This is a genomic window from Flavobacterium sp. C3NV, from assembly GCF_046825355.2.
In the GTDB taxonomy this organism is placed as follows: Bacteria; Bacteroidota; Bacteroidia; order Flavobacteriales; family Flavobacteriaceae; genus Flavobacterium.
In genome coordinates this window covers 264,653-283,892 of record NZ_JBKQBJ020000004.1, presented here as the reverse complement: position 1 = coordinate 283,892, position 19,240 = coordinate 264,653, and the positions used below count along the sequence as shown (strand labels likewise).

General features: G+C 35.3%; 13 protein-coding genes and 1 tRNA gene. 7 read left to right on the top strand and 7 right to left on the bottom strand.

Going from position 1 to position 19,240, the window contains the following annotated elements:
- Nucleotides 1-27: 27 nt before the first annotated feature.
- The 6 genes from ACIDC4_RS08035 to ACIDC4_RS08010 form a co-directional block, all read right to left on the bottom strand.
- Nucleotides 28-825, bottom strand: coding sequence for a TatD family hydrolase (locus ACIDC4_RS08035; RefSeq protein WP_412042505.1), 798 nt, complete (start codon nucleotides 823-825; stop codon nucleotides 28-30).
- Between the two features lie 284 nt (nucleotides 826-1,109).
- Nucleotides 1,110-1,607, bottom strand: a complete 498-nt coding sequence (locus tag ACIDC4_RS08030; protein WP_412042506.1) for a DUF2247 family protein — start codon at nucleotides 1,605-1,607, stop codon at nucleotides 1,110-1,112.
- A 207-nt stretch (nucleotides 1,608-1,814) separates the two neighbouring features.
- A complete protein-coding gene (locus ACIDC4_RS08025) occupies nucleotides 1,815-2,687 on the bottom strand; it encodes a phosphatase domain-containing protein (RefSeq protein ID WP_412042507.1) in 873 nt (290 codons plus the stop codon).
- 1 nt (nucleotide 2,688) lies between these two features.
- Entirely contained in the window at nucleotides 2,689-3,705 is a 1,017-nt protein-coding gene (locus ACIDC4_RS08020) for an RNA ligase (RefSeq protein ID WP_412042508.1), read from the bottom strand.
- A 336-nt stretch (nucleotides 3,706-4,041) separates the two neighbouring features.
- Nucleotides 4,042-6,282, bottom strand: a complete 2,241-nt coding sequence (locus ACIDC4_RS08015) for a hypothetical protein (RefSeq protein ID WP_412042509.1) — start codon at nucleotides 6,280-6,282, stop codon at nucleotides 4,042-4,044.
- A 241-nt stretch (nucleotides 6,283-6,523) separates the two neighbouring features.
- Nucleotides 6,524-6,640, bottom strand: a tRNA-OTHER gene (locus tag ACIDC4_RS08010).
- A gap of 599 nt (nucleotides 6,641-7,239) precedes the next feature.
- Between ACIDC4_RS08010 and ACIDC4_RS08005 the strand changes: the two genes are divergently transcribed.
- The 6 genes from ACIDC4_RS08005 to ACIDC4_RS07980 all read left to right on the top strand — a co-directional run bounded on the left by ACIDC4_RS08005 (nucleotide 7,240) and on the right by ACIDC4_RS07980 (nucleotide 15,554).
- Nucleotides 7,240-7,863, top strand: coding sequence for an HD domain-containing protein (locus tag ACIDC4_RS08005; protein WP_412042510.1), 624 nt, complete (start codon nucleotides 7,240-7,242; stop codon nucleotides 7,861-7,863).
- Nucleotides 7,864-8,116: 253 nt separating this feature from the next.
- On the top strand, nucleotides 8,117-9,154 hold the full coding sequence (locus ACIDC4_RS08000; RefSeq protein ID WP_412042511.1) for a helix-turn-helix transcriptional regulator: 1,038 nt from the start codon (nucleotides 8,117-8,119) through the stop codon (nucleotides 9,152-9,154).
- A gap of 221 nt (nucleotides 9,155-9,375) precedes the next feature.
- Nucleotides 9,376-9,834: a MarR family winged helix-turn-helix transcriptional regulator gene (locus tag ACIDC4_RS07995; RefSeq protein WP_230040039.1), complete on the top strand. Its 459-nt coding sequence runs from the start codon at nucleotides 9,376-9,378 to the stop codon at nucleotides 9,832-9,834.
- Nucleotides 9,835-9,886: 52 nt separating this feature from the next.
- The gene (locus ACIDC4_RS07990; RefSeq protein WP_412042512.1) at nucleotides 9,887-12,277 is read left to right on the top strand and encodes a 3-hydroxyacyl-CoA dehydrogenase/enoyl-CoA hydratase family protein; all 2,391 of its coding nucleotides are present in this window, start codon (nucleotides 9,887-9,889) and stop codon (nucleotides 12,275-12,277) included.
- Nucleotides 12,278-12,350: 73 nt separating this feature from the next.
- Nucleotides 12,351-13,532 (top strand): thiolase family protein, encoded by a 1,182-nt coding sequence (locus tag ACIDC4_RS07985; RefSeq protein WP_412042513.1) that lies wholly within the window; start codon nucleotides 12,351-12,353, stop codon nucleotides 13,530-13,532.
- A gap of 231 nt (nucleotides 13,533-13,763) precedes the next feature.
- On the top strand, nucleotides 13,764-15,554 hold the full coding sequence (locus ACIDC4_RS07980; protein WP_412042514.1) for an acyl-CoA dehydrogenase family protein: 1,791 nt from the start codon (nucleotides 13,764-13,766) through the stop codon (nucleotides 15,552-15,554).
- Nucleotides 15,555-15,855: 301 nt separating this feature from the next.
- Here the strand turns inward: ACIDC4_RS07980 and ACIDC4_RS07975 are convergent, their stop codons facing one another.
- Complete coding sequence (locus ACIDC4_RS07975) at nucleotides 15,856-17,868, bottom strand: BCCT family transporter (protein ID WP_412042515.1); 2,013 nt, start codon at nucleotides 17,866-17,868, stop codon at nucleotides 15,856-15,858.
- A gap of 271 nt (nucleotides 17,869-18,139) precedes the next feature.
- Here ACIDC4_RS07975 and ACIDC4_RS07970 point away from each other — a divergent pair, with 271 nt between their 5' ends.
- Nucleotides 18,140-19,234 (top strand): glycoside hydrolase family 18 protein, encoded by a 1,095-nt coding sequence (locus ACIDC4_RS07970; RefSeq protein WP_412042516.1) that lies wholly within the window; start codon nucleotides 18,140-18,142, stop codon nucleotides 19,232-19,234.
- Nucleotides 19,235-19,240: the final 6 nt, after the last annotated feature.

Sequence of the window (19,240 nt, the reverse complement as noted above, 5' to 3'; positions counted from 1 at the left end):
AATTTATTGACTTTGTAGTGAAAATATTTAAAAAAAAAAAAACTCCTTAGCCGTTTTCGTAGTTTCCTCCGCAACCACAATCCCCGAAACTCCTTTAAACTGCGCTACAGTTGCTGCAACAAAAGGCAGAAAAGCAGGTTCGCAACGGCGTTCGTGGTATTTTTTCAGGAGATTGTTTGGTACGTTTTTAGGCAGCATGAATGGCGCATCGGTTTCGATCATCATTCGGTCTAGCGGAACGTACTGAATCACTTCTTTTAAATGATCAAAACGTTTACTGTCGGATATTGCTCCGGTAAAACCCAGATAAAATCCGTTATCGAGATAAGTTTTGGCTTCCTGTAAAGTTCCGGTAAAACAATGCACAACGGCTTTTGGCAATTGTGGCAAATACTCTTTTGTAATGTCCATAAACTTTGTAAAAGCAGCTCTTTCGTGCAAAAACAAAGGTTTCTGAACTTCAATCGCCAATTCTAACTGGGCTTTGTAACACATTTCCTGAATATTTCTGGGCGAAAAATCACGATCAAAATCGAGTCCGCACTCCCCTACCGAAACGACGTGTTTCTGTTTTAATAAATTCCGCAGTTTCAAAATGCTCTGCGCATCAAAACTCTTCGCATCATGCGGATGAATTCCGGCTGTAGCGTATAATATTCCGGGATATTCTTTTGCTATTCGTGAAGATTCTTCGCTGTTTCTTACGCTTGTTCCGGTGAGTATCATTTGCGATACGTCGGCATCTAAAGCGTTTTGTACAACATCGTCTATGTCGTTTTGGAATTGTTTATTGGTTAAATTAATTCCTATATCTATGTATGTCATTTTTTTTAAGGTTCTAAGGTTCTGAGAGGCTGAGATGCTAAGTCTTTTTTCCTCTTTGGAACCTTTTATTATTATTTTTATTTTGCCACTAGGGCGCTAAGGCACAAAGTTTTTAACACAAAGTTTGTCATTTCGACGGAGGAGACCCGAGCGATAGCGAACAGGCGAAGCAAATCCTCGCAAGTAGCTCCGCAATCAAAAGCCATTCTATGTCGATCTTGCAACGAAGATTTCTCCTGCGTCGAAATGACATAAAATGAGAACAAACCTTTGAACCTTCTCTATCAATTTTCATAAAGCCATTTTTGGGCCATTACTACAACTTCTTGTTCGATAGTATCCAGACTAACATCTTTATAATACCAATTGACCTGGCCTGCTATCAAATCATCCCAAGCGTCATCAAGAACAGACAAATCTATTATGTCTTTGTCTACATCAAAGTCGCAATACAAATGCAGCATTCTTTTCAGGTTACCTCTCACATCTTCATGTTTCACTAATTTATTTAGAAAATATCTTATATGACTTTTTTGAGATTCTTCCCTGTTTTTTGTTATTAGATTCAATTCTGAGAGAACGGCTTCGAGATAAGGCTGAACTTCATCAGAATCAATTGGTTTATAGAAACAAGCCAAGTTATAAATAGCTTCACTCTCATAACCGGAATTGATCAATTCGATTGCCCAGTCTTCGATTAGATCGATATTGAGGTATTTATAAAAATGAAAGGTCAGAATGTAATCTGTGAGTATTTCGAAGTCTTTGTTTACTAGTTCCATGTCTGTTTTTTTTTGCCACTAAGACACTAAGACGCTAAGTTTTTTTGTACTCTTTGTCTGGTTTTTTTGCCACTAAGACACTAAGACGCTAAGTTTTTTGTTCTCTTTGTCTGGATTTAATCTCGCAATCCCGATAGCTATCAAGAGCAGATCCTCAAAGTTTTTTCCCTTAGTATCGTAGCAACTTAGAACCTCAGCATCTTCAAGTTAAAAATCCCCGTAATATACCTGAAAACAAGGTAATTTCAGATCATTTCTCCAGGTGTCGACAACTTGATTTCTGTCGTCCAGAACGAATTCTACAAAGTATTTGTCTTTGATAAACTCGTTGTAGATTTCGGTTTTTATGATCGAATCTTTTCGGCTGTCTTTGGTTTTACGCATGATCAGGTCGTCGTATTCGATTTCGTGTTTTTTCAGGAATCGCAATGTTGGTTCTTTGTATTGATCTTCTCTTCCTGAAACCAGCAATATATTATATCCCAATTTCTTGTAATTTCGCAACACGTTCGCCACCGGATTATTGATTTCGTCTTCATCACATTTACTGGCATCAAAAGGATTTCTTCCGTTCATTAAAGCCAGCGTTCCGTCAAGATCGCAGATTATTGCTTTTGGCAGATCCGGGTTTTGGATTGCGTATTCCGGTGAATCTTTAAAGAATTGTCGATGCATTTTTCTGATCACTTTTTCTCCAACCGGTTTTTCTCTCAAAGCATCTCTTTCGATACAAACCGCAACATCTGTATTAACTTCCATAACCTCAACTTCAACCTTTTCATTGAATTTTGCGTTGTATTCCTGAACCAATTGAGAAACACGTCTAAGATTTGTTTCAGATAAATTGGTATCATCGATAACAATGCTTTTTCCCTCTTCAAGAGCTTTTACGATTAATAAATCACGAACTTTTTTAACGAATTTTTCGTTTTTATCACTAGTATTGCCGTTATCAAACATCGCGCGCAAATCGTCTCTGTTGATTCGTTTGTAGGTTTCAGGATTTTCTGTAATTATCTTTTTTGCCAAAGTCGATTTTCCGCTTCCCGGCAATCCTTTCATTAAAATTACTTTTCTCATTTTATTCTTCTTCTCTATTAAACGGTTTTTCAAATGTAGGGCGAATCATTTTCCAGATAATCTCCGAATAATTTTTGTTATTCAGCATCGCAAATAATACGCCCGGATATTTACAAGTCATGAAATACAAAGCAGTTTCTTTACGTGATTCCAAAACTTTAAAATCTGCCTTACACTGAACTTCTATTACCGAATATTTATTTTCTAAATCCCTTTTGGTTTGCTTTACCCAATCGAAAAATTCATCCGGAACACGTTCCAAAATTTCTTCCATTGATTGGTTGGTTTTCAAATATTCCCAGATATTCAAATTCGAAACCTGAGTGATGATTCGGTGCAAACGAAGGTATTCTTCAAATTTTATTTTTACCCGAAAGTTGTTCGCATATTTAATGATAAAACCTTCTTTATTGGCGATATCCATTTGTTTTAAAGTCAGAATATCTTTGATTCCGTCGTATTTTTCAACTACAGGAAAACCAATATCCTCCAACGGAAATTCTTCTCCGGATTGTGTATCGATAATGGCTAGTAAAACCAGTTCTTCTAATGCGCCATAATCTAAAACAATTCGGTTTTCAGGATAAATGATTTCAAAAAGATAAGTTTTATTTTTATCCAAAAGCGACCATGAATTTCTGTATTTTCCGTGCAGCATTTCATTCGCCTTATCCGACTGAATACTTGAAAAAGAACCACGACTTGCCATAAAAGGAACGTCATCAATCCAATACAAAATTCCCATTGAACCGTCCATTTTATCGTAAACCTCAAAAGTCGATTCAGGAAGAATTTGATTTTCCATTTCCCCTAAATTAAAAAACTTAGGAAAAGGTCGTGCAACCACGTTTTCGTTTTTATCTAAAATCAAACCTCTGCACGCTAAAGTTACCTCATTCCAAATTCTCTCAAATTGAGCATTTTGGGTATAATTATAAATATATAAATCATGTTGGGGATGTTTATTTACCCGTACATAATTTTTTGAAATCATTTCTTTTAAAAGCGTTTTATTCATTAGTTCTTATCTTTAAACAAAGATTCAAAAAGTAGTGCGCAGTTATTTTGCGTAGTATTTTTTTTTAAAGGGACAAAGTTGCAAAGGTTTAGAGGGACAAAGGTTTTTACGCAGATTTCGCATTTTATGTCATTTCGACGCAAGGAGAAATCCTCGCACGTAACTCCGCAACTATAATCCAATCTTTGTCGAGCTTCTCGCGAGGATTTCTCCTTGCGTCGAAATGACAAACTGTACGTCTATTACTTTTACAAAAACTTGGCGAAGCCCCACAGCAGTGCGTCTCTACAAAAACCTTTGTCCCTTTGCAACCCTGAGCCTTTGCCCCTTTCCTCCTTAATCAATTAATAATTGCGTAACTGCCGCAGCATTTATCGCCCATTGTGCATCGTAAACCTCATCGGCATTTTGATCTTCGGTGATGGTTAAACCTTGTGCTTCCGCTTTAAGTTGTAACAAGCTACCTATATTCAATTTGCTGCTTAGTTTCGCCAATAATGCCTGAACTCCTTTAAAATCCAAACCCTGAACAACTTGTCCTCCGAAGGTCATCTCTAACCAAATGATTTCTCTTTTGGCTACATCCAATACTCCGAAAACCAAACCTTTGGCAACATTTTGTGTTACACGAACCTGATGATCTACACAAGACGGATCGTATGCAACTCCGGTTTTCTCAGAGATTTTCATCGGGTGTTTACTGTTCATCCAACCCACAACAAGATTTGGCGTGATACTTCCGTTGCTGAACGCATTACAAGTAAAAGTTACAAATTTTGCTTTGGCTTTTGCCAAATTATCAATGTTGATGTTGATATATTCAGCGGTTCCAATTTTAGCCGGAATACTTCTGATATCACCGCTATGTTTACAACCAATAGTTTCCAATCGGTGGTAAGAACAGATATCGGCTTTATCTTCATACGCAATATGACAGCTTAAATCCATATCCAGGTGTTGCGCTGGCAAACCTGCACCCCATTGCATGAACAATCGCACTTCGTTTCCTTCAATAGGGAAACGTGTTCCCATTAAAGCAACCGGTAAATCCTGAACATTTTCGCTTCTATCACCAATCGAAACTGGCATATTAAACAATTGCGGATCGATATAGATCGTTTTGTTTGGGTTTGCGATTGCGGCAAATCTTTTCTTCATAGCCAAAAGACACAATGCTTCGATTTGATTTTTCATCGCCTCTAATTGCTCTTCGTTGTACAAATTCAATAAACCATTTGCTGGAATTCGTTTGTTCGTTCCGCCTAAAGGTTTTACGCTTCTTTGCATGTTTTTATCAAAATAATTTTGAGCATACATGTTCAAAGTAAATACCAATCTGGCAGGAACTTTATCTATAATTTCTTCGAAATGAGCAACTGTTTCGTCTGCACCAAACCAAAGCATATTCGAAAATAACGAACGCGCAAACAATCCCGGACGTTGTTTTAATAATGCAAATGTTTTATCGGCATCAAATTTTAATCTTGAAGAGTTTACTTTACTTTGCCAAACATCATATACCTGATTGTAAAATACATCCATTACAAAAGCTAATTTTTCAAAACCTTTTCTTTTGCTGTACTCCGCCAAACGCAACGCTCTGATAAAACGAACCCACATTCCTCTTTTTGGGTGCATGATTTCGCACATTGTTTCAACATCCATATCAAGATTATTCAACCAATTGGCCACCATTAAACATTCTTTTCTTGAATATTTAAGTTTCAAATCTTTTTGAGACGCAACTTTCGCCTGCGCACTTGTATCTAAAGGATTATAAAAATGAGTTGCGTTTTTAGATATTCGTTTGATGATGGTTTTTGGCTCAATAATTTGCAACAATCCTGTATTCTTGAACCATAAATATCTTAAGATATCTGTTGGCGATTTAAAATACTGAGACGCATTTTCGGCTTGACCTTCTTCAATTAAAACATCGATTACCAACATCAAAGTTTCCTTCATTGCGATATCAACTTTTGGTAATGGCAAATATTTCAAAGCCATTTTTAAACTATCTGCCTGCGTAGCATCTAAAGCAGTTTTAGATTGCAATAACGATTTATAGAAATCTTCCAATTCCTTTTCTGACCATAAATCCAAAACTTTTAATTTACTTCCTTGTCCGTAATTTTCGATTTTTCCAAATTCAAACGGAGTTCCGCAAAACGGACAACCATTGTATCTTTCTAAAGGAAAAGTATTGTTTGGGATAATATGTCCGCATTGCAAAGTCGTTCCGTTTTTTGTTTGAAAAAAATTAGCAAAAAAAGTCGCAACGTGATCTATGGCAGATTCTCCGGTTGCAATATTCCATTCTTTAACCAAAGGCGCCCAGTTTTTATCTGTTCCTAAAACTTCTTTTAGAATTTCTAAAACTTCTAATTTATAATTCGGGTTTACATTATTTAAAGCGTGTAATAAAGCTTCGGAAAACGTAAATCCGAGTTTTGAAACATTGGCCACAAAAACCGATGTTGATCCTGATAATTTTTTGATATCATTCGAAATCATTTCTGATGGAATGAAAATAGCGTTTTGACGCAAACTGATTTTTAATAATTCTTGTGTTTTCATTTTTTTAATTTTTAAAATTTAGATAATGGTGTTTCTGATTTCTACCTAAAAGAGTTTTGAAGTAAGAAACACTTGACCTGAAATTGGAGTGTAATTGATGAACTGTTTTATCTGATGGGTTTCCCCGAGAAGTAAGTTAATCTTGACCCTCCTTTTTTATCAATGATGATTTTAAAACTTGTTCGGACTCGAACCGAAAGTTACCAATTGTCTGAAGTAAGTTTTAATTGACCATTAATTGTGAAACAGGTGGGATTCGAACCCACGACCCGGACATTAGAAGTGTACGAAGTAAGTTTTGATTGACCTGTTAGGATAATTTCAAAACTACCTGCTCTAACCGCTGAGCTACTGTTTCATTTTAATTGAATAAAAAGGTAATGGTGTAAGTAGTACGTTGGAAAGTGTTTCGAAGTAACTCAAACTTGACCTGCTTTATTATTTTTTAATTTCTATGAACGTTTGTTTTTTATTTCTGAACAAAGATTTCTAAACTAGTGCGCAATTATTTTGCGTAGTAAAATTTTGTTTCATTTTTTAGAAATACTGTTTTTGTTATTTCCTGAGCAAAGATTTCAGAAGTACTGCGCAATTATTTTGCGCAGTAAAAAAAGAATTTTATATTTGAGTAAATATTATTTAGCAAAAATCGCGTAAGCCCTATTAGAAACGGCACATTTATAATTTTTTTTAGATTTAATAAAACCAATAAAGTCCCAGAGGGACGAAATATTTATAATAATTTTTCCAAAATAATTTTCAAGAACCCCAGCGGGGTGACATATTTTATTGATTAAATATAAAAGCCGAAGTGTCGCTCCGCCGGAGCTTTTGATGCTCTTGTCATAAATTGCTATAAATATATCGCTCCGATGGAGCTAATTACAATTCGAAATAGAATTACCTATAAATATTACACCCCATAAGCCTTGAAATAAGATTTAAACAAAAAAAAATATGGATTTAAAAAAAACGTATTCTGATTTACTTTCGAATATTGGCTTTTCAGCAAATGACATTCAGAAAAACTGGCTGGATTTACAAAAGGCCTATTCGAATAAATCAAGACATTATCATAATCTGACACATATTAAGGATATGATTGAATGTTATGAAACTTATTTTGATAAACTTCAAAACCCAACCGAAATATTATTTTCTATTTTTTATCATGATGTTATTTATTCGGCTTCCAAAAAAGATAATGAACTCAAAAGTGCCGAATATGCTTTGGCTATTTTACCTGAAAATACAACACTAAATAAACAATTGGTTTTTGATGCCATTTGTGCTACGCAACAACATCAGCATAATGAAGTTGAAGATATTAATTGGTTAATAGATTTTGATTTGAAGATTCTCGCCCGAGATTGGGACGATTATAAAATCTATTTTGAACAAATTAGAAAAGAATATCGCATTTATCCTGATTTTCTATACAAACCCGGACGTGCAAAAGCTTTGAAACATTTTCTGGAGCATGAATTTATTTTTCAGACTGAGGAATTTAGAAAATTGTATGAAGAGAAAGCAAGGAATAATATTGAAAAAGAGATAAGCATTTTAGAAAGCAAAAAATAATCTCGCAAAGACGCGAAGTCACAAAGTTTTTATTTAAAGTATTAATTAACCGCACTGTTTGTCATCCTGAGGAACGAAGGATCACACAAGAAACTCTACAAAGATTGGAAATCCTCTTTGAGGAATATTGGATGTGATCCTTCGTTCCTCAGGATGACAAAAATGGGTAAAAATCTTTTTAATCCTTATAATCTGTGGCAAAAAAAATAAAAACTTAGTGCCTTAGCGCCTTCGTGGCAAAAACCCTAAAACTATGTCTCAAAACAAGAACGCCTTAATACGGTACAAAACCATTGACAAATGTCTGCAGAATAAATACAGGCAATGGACTCTGGAGGATTTAATAGAATGCTGTTCTGAAGCTTTGTTTGAATATGAAGGTCGGGAGAACCCAATTAGTAAACGAACGATTCAAATGGATATTCAGCTGATGCGGAGTGAAAAACTGGGTTATAATGCGCCAATTGTCGTGTATGATAAAAAGTATTATAAATATGAAGACGATGAATTTTCTATAACCGATATTCCGCTTACGGAAACGGATATGAATGTTTTGACGGAAACTGTTTCGATGTTGAAGCAATTTAAGGATTTTTCTTTGTTTAATGATGTATCGGATATTCTGCAGCGACTGGAGGATAAAATCTACTCGGAGAAATCGCATACAAAACCGGTTATTTATCTGGATAAAAACGAAGGATTGAAAGGTTTGCATTATCTGGATGAAATCTATCAGGCGATTATTAAGAAGATTGTTCTGGTGATTACGTATAAATCGTTTAAATCGAGAGAGGAAAATAAATTTCATTTTCATCCTTTTATCCTGAAGGAATTTAATAACAGATGGTTTTTAATAGGAAAGAAAAAAGGTTCTCAGCCAATTACCAATTTGGCGCTCGACAGAATTATAGCGATAGATTATGATTTTAATCTTCCCTACTTAGAAGAAGATTTTGATGCGGAACTTTTTTATAAAAATGTAATTGGCGTTACGGTAAATACAGGTTTGCCGCCACGAAAAATCGAACTTTGGATTGATGCTGTAAATGCACCTTATGTTCTAACGAAACCTTTGCATAACACGCAAAGACTGATTAAAGAAAATGAGGACAAAAGTATTATCGTTCATTTGTTAATTTCTCCTAATTACGAAATGGAACGCATTCTGTTAGGTTTTGGTGATGGCATTGAAGTAATTAAACCTGAGAATCTACGAAATCGTATGAAAAAGATCCTTGAAAAGGCAATTTCGCGTTATAGTCGTGAAGATAAGACTGAATTAAACGCATGATTTTTTACAAAATGTAGAATTAAATCTTAATTTAAAACCATAAAACGATTTTTACAGCATTAAATTTGTTAAAATCTCAAAAAAGAATAGTATATTTCAATTAAAATTAAACCATAAACCACTCTAAATCAGAGTTATTTTTTTACTAACCAAAAATTTATCATAAATTAATATGCATGCATAGTATTTTTTGATTATATTTGAAATCGATATAGTTACATATGAAAGAGAAAACAATAGATTATATTTTGAGAGCTACATGGCAAGCTGTATCAAGAATGTACAACGAAGAAGCTGCAAAATACGATGCCACAATGGCGACCGGATTTGCACTTTTGAGTATTGACAAAGAAGAAGGAACTCCGTCTACCGCTTTGGGCCCAAGAATGGGAATGGAAGCTACGAGCCTGACCAGAACATTAAAATCGATGGAAGACAAAGGTTTGATTGTTCGCAAAAAAAACCCAACCGATGGCCGTGGCGTTTTGATCTACCTGACGGAATTTGGAAAAGAAAAAAGAGATTTATCTAAAAATACAGTTCTGAAATTTAATGAAACGATTAGAAAACATGTTTCTGATGAAAAGCTGAAACATTTTATCGAAGTTTCTGAAATCATCAACGAATTGATTCAGGACAAAAATATATTTAATCAAACAGAAAACACAGGAAATGAATAATCTCTCTTGAAGAGAAAATTCAAATTCTACCCAAAAAACAAATTTTACAAATATGAAACGCACAATTAAAAAAGTTGCTGTAATTGGATCCGGAATTATGGGTTCAGGGATAGCTTGTCATTTTGCTAATATTGGTGTTGAAGTTTTACTTCTTGACATCATTCCACGTGAATTGACAGAAGCTGAAGCTAAAAAAGGATTAACACTTGAAAGTAAAGCCGTTCGCAACCGTGTGGTAAACGAACATTTGGCGAATTCATTAAAATCGAAACCGTCTCCTATTTACAGTCAGAAATTTGCCAGTAGAATCACGACTGGAAATACGACTGATGATATGGCGAAAATTGCCAATGTTGACTGGATTATTGAGGTTGTTGTGGAACGTTTGGATATCAAAAAACTGGTTTTTGAACAAATCGAGAAATTCCGTAAACCGGGAACTTTGGTTACTTCAAACACTTCTGGTATTCCGATTCATTTTATGAGCGAAGGTAGAAGCGAAGATTTTCAACAACACTTCTGCGGAACTCACTTTTTTAACCCTGCGCGTTACTTAAAATTATTTGAAATTATTCCTGGTCCAAAAACCTCAACTGAAGTATTGGATTTCTTAAACGAATACGGTTCTAAATTTTTAGGAAAAACATCTGTTGTTGCTAAAGATACTCCGGCGTTTATTGGAAACAGAATTGGTATTTACGGCATTCAGAGTTTGTTCCACTTGGTAAAAGAAATGGGATTAACGATTGAAGAAGTGGATAAATTGACTGGTCCGGTAATTGGTCGTCCAAAATCGGCTACATTCCGTACGGTTGACGTTGTTGGTTTAGATACTTTGGTGCACGTTGCCAATGGTATTTATGAAAACTGCCCGACAGATGAACAACACGAATTGTTTAAACTTCCGGATTTCGTCAACAAAATGATGGAAAATAAATGGTTGGGAAGTAAAACAGGACAAGGTTTTTACAAAAAAGTAGATAAAGATATTCTTTCTTTAGACTTAGATACATTAGAATACCGCGCTGCTAAAAAAGCAAGTTTTTCTACACTTGAACTAACAAAAACTATTGATAAACCTATTGATCGTTTTAAAGTTTTAGTAAAAGGAAAAGACAAAGCGGGAGAATTCTACCGTAAGAGTTTCTCTGGAATGTTTGCTTATGTGTCTAACAGAATTCCTGAAATCTCAGACGAATTATACAAAATTGATGATGCGATGAAAGCTGGTTTTGGATGGGAAAATGGTCCATTCGAAATTTGGGACGCGATTGGTGTTGCAAACGGAATCGAAATCATGAAAGCAGAAGGTTTAGAGCCAGCTGCGTGGGTTACTGAAATGTTAGCTTCCGGAAGCGAAAGTTTCTATTCTGTAAAAGAAGGAGCAACTTATTTCTATAACATTCCAACAAAATCACAAGTAAAAGTTCCTGGACAAGATGCATTCATTATTCTGAACAACATTCGCGAAAGCAAAAAAGTTTGGAGTAATAGTGGTGCAATCATTCAGGATTTAGGAGATGGAATTTTGAACTTAGAATTCCAATCTAAAATGAATACGATTGGTGGCGACGTTCTTGCCGCGATCAATAAAGCAATCGACTTATCTGAAAAAGAATATCAAGGTTTGGTTATTGGTAATCAGGCAGCGAATTTCTCTGTGGGAGCTAATATCGGAATGATTTTCATGATGGCTGTTGAGCAGGAATATGACGAGTTGAACATGGCAATCAAAATGTTCCAGGACACGATGATGCGCGTTCGTTATTCTTCTATTCCAGTTGTGGTTGCGCCTCACGGAATGACTTTTGGCGGTGGATGCGAAATGAGCTTACATGCTGATAAAGTAGTTGCTGCAGCAGAAACTTATATGGGATTAGTTGAATTTGGAGTTGGTGTACTTCCTGGTGGTGGTGGATCTAAAGAAATGGCTTTGAGAGCTTCAGATTTATTCCGCAAAAACGATGTCGAATTGAACGTTCTTCAAGAGTATTTCTTAACGATTGCTATGGCAAAAGTTTCGACTTCTGGTTACGAAGCTTTTGATACCGGACTTCTTCAACATGGTAAAGATGTTATTGTAGTAAACAAAGATCGTCAGATTGCTGAAGCTAAAAAACATGCTTTGTTAATGGCAGAAGCGGGTTACACACAACCTATCAGAAGAACTGATGTTAAGGTTCTTGGTAAACAAGCTCTTGGAATGTTCTTAGTAGGAACGGACCAAATGGAAGCCGGAAAATACATTTCTGAGCACGATAAAAAAATTGCTAACAAACTGGCTTACGTAATGGCAGGTGGTGATTTATCTGAATCAACTTTAGTATCTGAACAATATTTATTAGATATCGAACGTGAAGCTTTCTTGAGTTTATGTACTGAGAGAAAGACTTTAGAGAGAATTCAGTATATGTTAACTAAAGGAAAACCATTAAGAAACTAGAGACAAGAAACAAGAAGCAAGATAAAGTCTTTTCTCTTGACTCTTTCTTCTTTCATCTAAACAAGAAAAAAACATGAAAACAGCATATATAGTAAAAGCTTACCGTACTGCGGTAGGAAAAGCACCAAAAGGGGTTTTTAGATTTAAAAGACCTGATGAATTAGCAGCAGAAACTATTCAGTTTATGATGGATGAACTGCCTGATTTCGACAAAAAACGTATCGATGACGTAATGGTAGGAAATGCCATGCCGGAAGCAGAACAAGGACTTAACGTTGGACGTTTGATCTCATTAATGGGATTAAAAGTGGAAGATGTTCCCGGAGTTACTGTAAACCGTTATTGCGCTTCCGGATTAGAAACTATCGGAATGGCAACTGCTAAAATCCAATCAGGAATGGCAGATTGTATTATCGCTGGTGGAGCCGAAAGTATGAGTTTTATTCCGATGGGAGGTTACAAACCAACTCCGGATTATAAAGTCGCTGCTGCAGGTCACGAAGATTACTATTGGGGAATGGGTTTAACTGCTGAAGCGGTGGCAAACCAATACAAAATCTCGAGAGAAGATCAGGATGAGTTTGCTTACAACTCTCACATGAAAGCTTTGAAAGCTCAGGCTGAAGGAAAATTCGACAAACAAATCGTTCCGATTACTGTTGAACAAACTTTCATCAATGAAAATGAAAAAAAAGAAACTAAATCATACGTTGTAAAACAAGATGAAGGCCCACGTGCCGGAACTTCTGTAGCTGCTTTAGCAGGTTTAAGACCGGTTTTTGCTGCTGACGGAAGTGTAACTGCGGGTAACTCTTCACAAATGAGTGATGGTGCTGCTTTTGTTTTGATTATGAGCGAGGATATGGTAAAAGAATTAAACCTTGAGCCAATTGCAAGACTGGTAAACTTTGCTTCTTCTGGTGTTGAGCCAAGAATCATGGGGATTGGTCCTGTAAAAGCAATTCCGAAAGCGTTGAAACAAGCTGGTTTAGAATTGAAAGATATTGACTTGGTGGAATTAAACGAAGCTTTTGCTTCTCAGTCTTTGGCTGTAATTCGCGAGTTAGGTTTAAATCCTGATATCGTAAACGTAAACGGTGGAGCAATCGCTTTAGGTCACCCTCTGGGATGTACAGGAGCTAAACTTTCTGTTCAGTTATTTGACGAGATGAAACGCAGAGGAAACAAATACGGAATTGTTTCTATGTGTGTGGGGACCGGGCAAGGTTCTGCGGGGATTTACGAGGTATTGTAGAAAAGTATACACAATGTTTGTCATTCTGAGGAACGAAGAATCACACTAGCATTTCCGCAAAGTAACCGCTCAGTTTGTCATTTCGACGAAGGAGAAATCTCCACGACGATTTTCCACACAGCTGATAATCTTTGTAGAGCTACTTGCGAGGATTTCTCCTTCGTCGAAATGACAAGATTGAGGATAAAAGCATAAATAAAAAGATACTAAAAACAAAAAAAAATAAAAGTCATGAGCGACAAGACAAGAGGAGGTCAATTCCTAGTTAAAGAAACAAAGTGCGAAGATATCTTTACACCAGAAGATTTCTCTGAAGAGCAGTTAATGATGCGTGACTCTGTAAAAGAGTTCGTTGACAAAGAATTATGGGCGCATAAAGATCGTTTTGAGAAAAAAGATTATGCTTATACTGAATCATCTATGCGTAAAGCGGGTGAACTTGGACTACTTGGAGTTGCGGTTCCTGAGGAATACGGCGGATTAGGAATGGGATTCGTATCTACAATGTTAGTTTGCGATTATATTTCTGGTGCTACAGGATCTTTCTCAACTGCTTTTGGTGCACATACAGGTATTGGAACTATGCCAATTACTCTTTATGGTACTGAAGAACAAAAGAAAAAATACGTTCCTAAATTGGCTTCCGGAGAATGGTTTGGAGCTTATTGCTTGACTGAGCCAGGTGCAGGATCTGATGCTAACTCAGGAAAAACGAAAGCTGTTCTATCTGAAGATGGAACACACTACTCTATCACAGGACAAAAAATGTGGATTTCGAATGCAGGTTTCTGTAGCGTTTTCATCGTTTTTGCCCGTATTGGAGATGATAAAAACATTACAGGTTTCATCGTAGAAAACGATCCGTCAAACGGAATTTCTATGAATGAAGAAGAGCATAAATTAGGAATCCGTGCTTCTTCTACTCGTCAGGTTTTCTTCAACGATACAAAAGTTCCTGTTGAAAACATGTTGTCTGAAAGAGGAAACGGTTTCAAAATCGCTATGAATGCTTTGAACGTTGGTCGTATTAAACTGGCTGCTGCCTGTCTTGATGCACAACGTAGAGTGACTACAAATGCAGTAAAATATTCAAACGAAAGAATTCAGTTTAACACTGCAATTTCATCTTTTGGAGCTATTCGTTCTAAATTAGCTGAAATGGCAACTAATGCATACGCTGGAGAAAGTGCTTCTTACCGTGCTGCAAAAGATATCGAAGACAGAATCGCTGCTCGTGAAGCAGAAGGAACTTCTCATCAGGAAGCTGAATTAAAAGGTGTTGAAGAATATGCTATCGAATGTTCTATCCTTAAAGTGGCTGTTTCTGAAGATGTTCAGGCTTGTGCTGACGAAGGAATTCAGATTTTTGGTGGAATGGGATTCTCTGAAGATACTCCAATGGAAAGTGCATGGAGAGATGCTCGTATCGCTAGAATCTACGAAGGAACAAACGAAATCAACAGAATGCTTTCTGTAGGTATGTTGATCAAAAAAGCAATGAAAGGTCACGTTGATTTATTAGGACCTGCAATGAAAGTTTCTGAAGAATTAATGGGAATTCCATCTTTTGATACTCCTGATTTCTCTGAATTATTTGCTGAAGAAAAAGGAATCATCGCTAACCTTAAGAAAGTTTTCCTGATGGTTGCCGGAAGTGCTGTTCAAAAATACGGACCGGATTTAGATGCTCACCAACAGTTATTAATGGCTGCTTCTGATATCTTAATCGAAATCTACATGGCTGAAAGTACAATTCTTAGAACTGAAAAATTAGCCAAAAATCAAGGCGAAGATAAAGTACAAGAGCAAATTGCTATGGCAAAATTATACTTATACAAAGCTGTAGATATCGTTAACTCAAGAGGAAAAGAAGGAATTATTTCTTTTGCTGAAGGTGACGAACAACGTATGATGTTGATGGGACTTAAACGTTTCACAAAATATACAAACAATCCAAATGTTGTAGCCTTAAGAGAGGTTATTACAACTAAATTAGTTGCAGAAAACGAATACTGCTTCTAATATAAAAATAGTTTTTAGCTTTTAATTTGTTTAAACCCGCACTTATCCGAAACAGTGCGGGTTTATTTTTTTTATTTTTTCACCACGTGATTTTTTACCACGTGATTTTTTTACCATATAAGTTATATAAGTTCATTTAAACAATGCTGTTTATCTTTTATTACGTCATTATATAACCCACATATATTATATTTAAAGAACACTACTTATATTTTCTTAACATTTACGCAACTTCATAAAACACAGCACTTACATTATCTTATATAACTTATATGGTTTACAATACACGCAGCATTTACAATTAACTATTAGGTTTCATAATCAAATCATGATCTCCTTCAGAACTTAGATTCAGAAAACGCTCATATTCTCTTAGAACGTCAGAGATAATTCCGTCTTTAGTTAAATATTGAATATCATAACCCATACGATGATCACCAAAATAAGTAATTGGCAAAAAGACTGTTTCAACATCAACATTGGGCGTGTTTTCTTCTTTAATGAATGTTTCTGAAACAGTTTGCACCTGAGCCATTACACCATATTTGAAATTTCGTAACTGATCGTATTTTATTTCTATTTCAACAGCTTGCTGTGGAGAAGAGAAAGAATTTATAGTGGCTTCAATATTATTCTTAGCCAGTTCTGCCAATAATTCTTCGAAAGCTTTTTTTACAGTTCCATTCAAAAACTTATGAATATCTTTCTTTTTAGAAACGGTTACAATCTTTTCTAAATGTTCTTTCCAATTGTTGTTATTCCAATTTAAACTTCCGTGCGAATATTTCTTGTCACTGTATTCACTATCAACAACCAATGCCTTCCATAAATTATAACATAACAGAGCCATAATAATTCCGAAAGGCAAAGCTGTAATCAAAGTCATTGTTTGAAGAGAAGCCAAGCCACCCGAATGCAACAAACTCAATGCTAAAAGGGACAATAGAACGCCCCAAAATATACTTTGCCATTTTGGAGAAGTTACAGCTCCTTTTGATGCTATACCATTCATTATAAAAATTCCTGAATCTGCAGATGTGATAAAAAATACGCAAATAATAAGAATGGACAGAACATTTAAAAACGTAGTAAAAGGAAAATACGTAAAGAAATTAAACAATAGCGTATCCGGATTTTTAGCAAATTCGCTCAAAGCTCCATGCGCAACATGTTCATCAATCCACACAGCGCTGCTTCCGAAAACGGTCATCCACAGAAAATTAAAAAATGCCGGAATAAATAAAACTGCTATAATAAATTCGCGAATAGTTCTTCCTTTAGAAATTTTAGCAATAAACAAACCTACATAAGGCGCCCAGGATATCCACCACGCCCAATATAAAATAGTCCATTTTGAAAACCATTCCTGACTTCCTTTCTCGTAAGCATACGTATTAAAGGTTAACGATATAAAATGACTGATATAATGCCCTAAACCTTCTGTAAAAGTACTTAGAATATAAATTGTTGGCCCTGCTATCAATATAAACAACATTAATAAAACTGCCATAATGATGTTTAACTCACTTAGTTTTTTAACTCCTTTTCCTAAACCTGAAATGGCAGAAAGAACAGCAATTATCATCACTACCAAAACAATCACAATTTGATAGTTAAAACTAGATTCTGCAATTACGCCAAGACTTACTAATCCGGCACTTAACTGAACGACTCCAAAACCAAGTGTAGTCGCAATTCCGAAGAAAGTACTGCACAAACCAAAAACATCCACAATATTACCGAATCTTCCATGAATTTTACTTTTCAGTATTGGATAAAATCCACTTCGAATTGCAAGAGGTAAATTATGACGATATGCAAAATAGGCCAATGACAATCCTACTACACCATATATAGACCATGCATGAAAGCCCCAGTGAAAAAAGGTGTACAATTGAGCTTCTTTAGCTCTTAAATTATCCGCTAAATTAGCATTGGCCGGGGTTGCATAATGCGACATGGTCTCTCCTACTCCAAAATACATTAACCCAATTCCCATTCCTGCAGCAAACAACATTGCTATCCACGAAAAAAAAGAATATTCAGGTTCAGAATCATCAGCTCCTAATTTGATTTTTCCAAATTTACTAATTGCCAATGTGATCAAAAACAAGACAAAAACAGTCACTAATAATACATAAAGCCAACTTAAATTTTTAAATATTATTTCTTTTACAATGTTAAGTGCCTGTTCTGTATCCTTTGAGAAGAAAACACAAAACAATGAAATTGCAATGATTATAATTAAACTTGGCAATGCAACTGATGTTGTAAAATTGGTTTTAAAGCCAATTGAACGCTTAGATTTATTCATATAAAATGGTTTGTCACTATTATCAAAAGTAGATTCCGAATCTTAGATTCAGATTCAGAAGTTTATTTATAACAAGTACAACTTTGATAGTTTATGTAGAGATGTATTGTAAATTTAATCAAAAAGGAAAAAAAATCCTATTTAAACGCAATAAAATTGATTTTTTAAATAAAAATCGTAACAAATGAGGTCGATACTGTTGGTCTATTTAACTAGTATTTTACTCTAAAAACTCTATATTTAACATTCTAAAAACTTTAAAAAACATAAAATGAAACAAATTAATCTGATTGCTTTGCTTTTATTTTGCATCTGTACCACAAATACTTTTGCACAAAAAAACAAAAAGATGGACATCATTGCGTATTATACCGGCGATGACAAACTAATTAATGAGTATGAGGTCAACAAACTCAACCAGATCATCTTTAGCTTTTGCCATTTAAAAGATGGAAAACTAAGTGTTGATTCCGCTAAAGATTCCACCACAATTAAACATTTGGTTTCTTTAAAAGCATCAAATCCGCAGCTTAAAATTATTCTTTCACTTGGTGGCTGGGGAGGTTGTGAGCCTTGTTCTGCTGCATTTTCTACTGCTGAAGGAAGATTGACTTTTGCTAAATCAGTAAAAGAAGTGAGCGACTATTTTAAAGTAGACGGCTTAGATTTAGATTGGGAATATCCGGCAATTGAGGGACTGCCTGGACATTTTTTCCAACCTGCTGACAAACCAAACTTTACAGAATTAATCAAAATTTTACGATCTACTTTAGGTAAAAAGTACGAATTGAGTTTTGCTGCCGGAGGATTTCAGAAATTCTTAGATGAATCTATCGACTGGAAAACCGTAGGGCCATTAGTAAACCGTATCAACATTATGAGTTACGATTTAGTAAATGGTTACTCTACCGTTACAGGACATCATACACCTTTATACAGCACTAATCCAAAAGAGGAATCTACAGACAGAGCTGTTGAATTTTTATTAAAACAAGGAATTCCTTCAGAAAAATTAGTTATTGGTGGTGCTTTCTACACCAGAACCTGGAAAAATGTAGAGAATATAAACAACGGATTATATCAGTCAGGAGAACATATTCAAGGGGTTCCTTTTAAAAGTTTCGCTGATACTTATACAGAAGCAAATGGATGGAAATATTTTTGGGATGACAAAGCAAAAGCTGCTTACTGGTACAATGAGAAAGAAAAAACATTTGCAACCGGAGATAACCTAACTTCTATTAAAGCTAAAGCAGAATATGCAAAATCTAAAAAATTAGGCGGAATCATGTTCTGGGAACTTCCTCTGGATACTCCTCGCAACGGAATGGTAGACGCAATTTATCAAGTTAAAACAGCTAAATAAATTCTA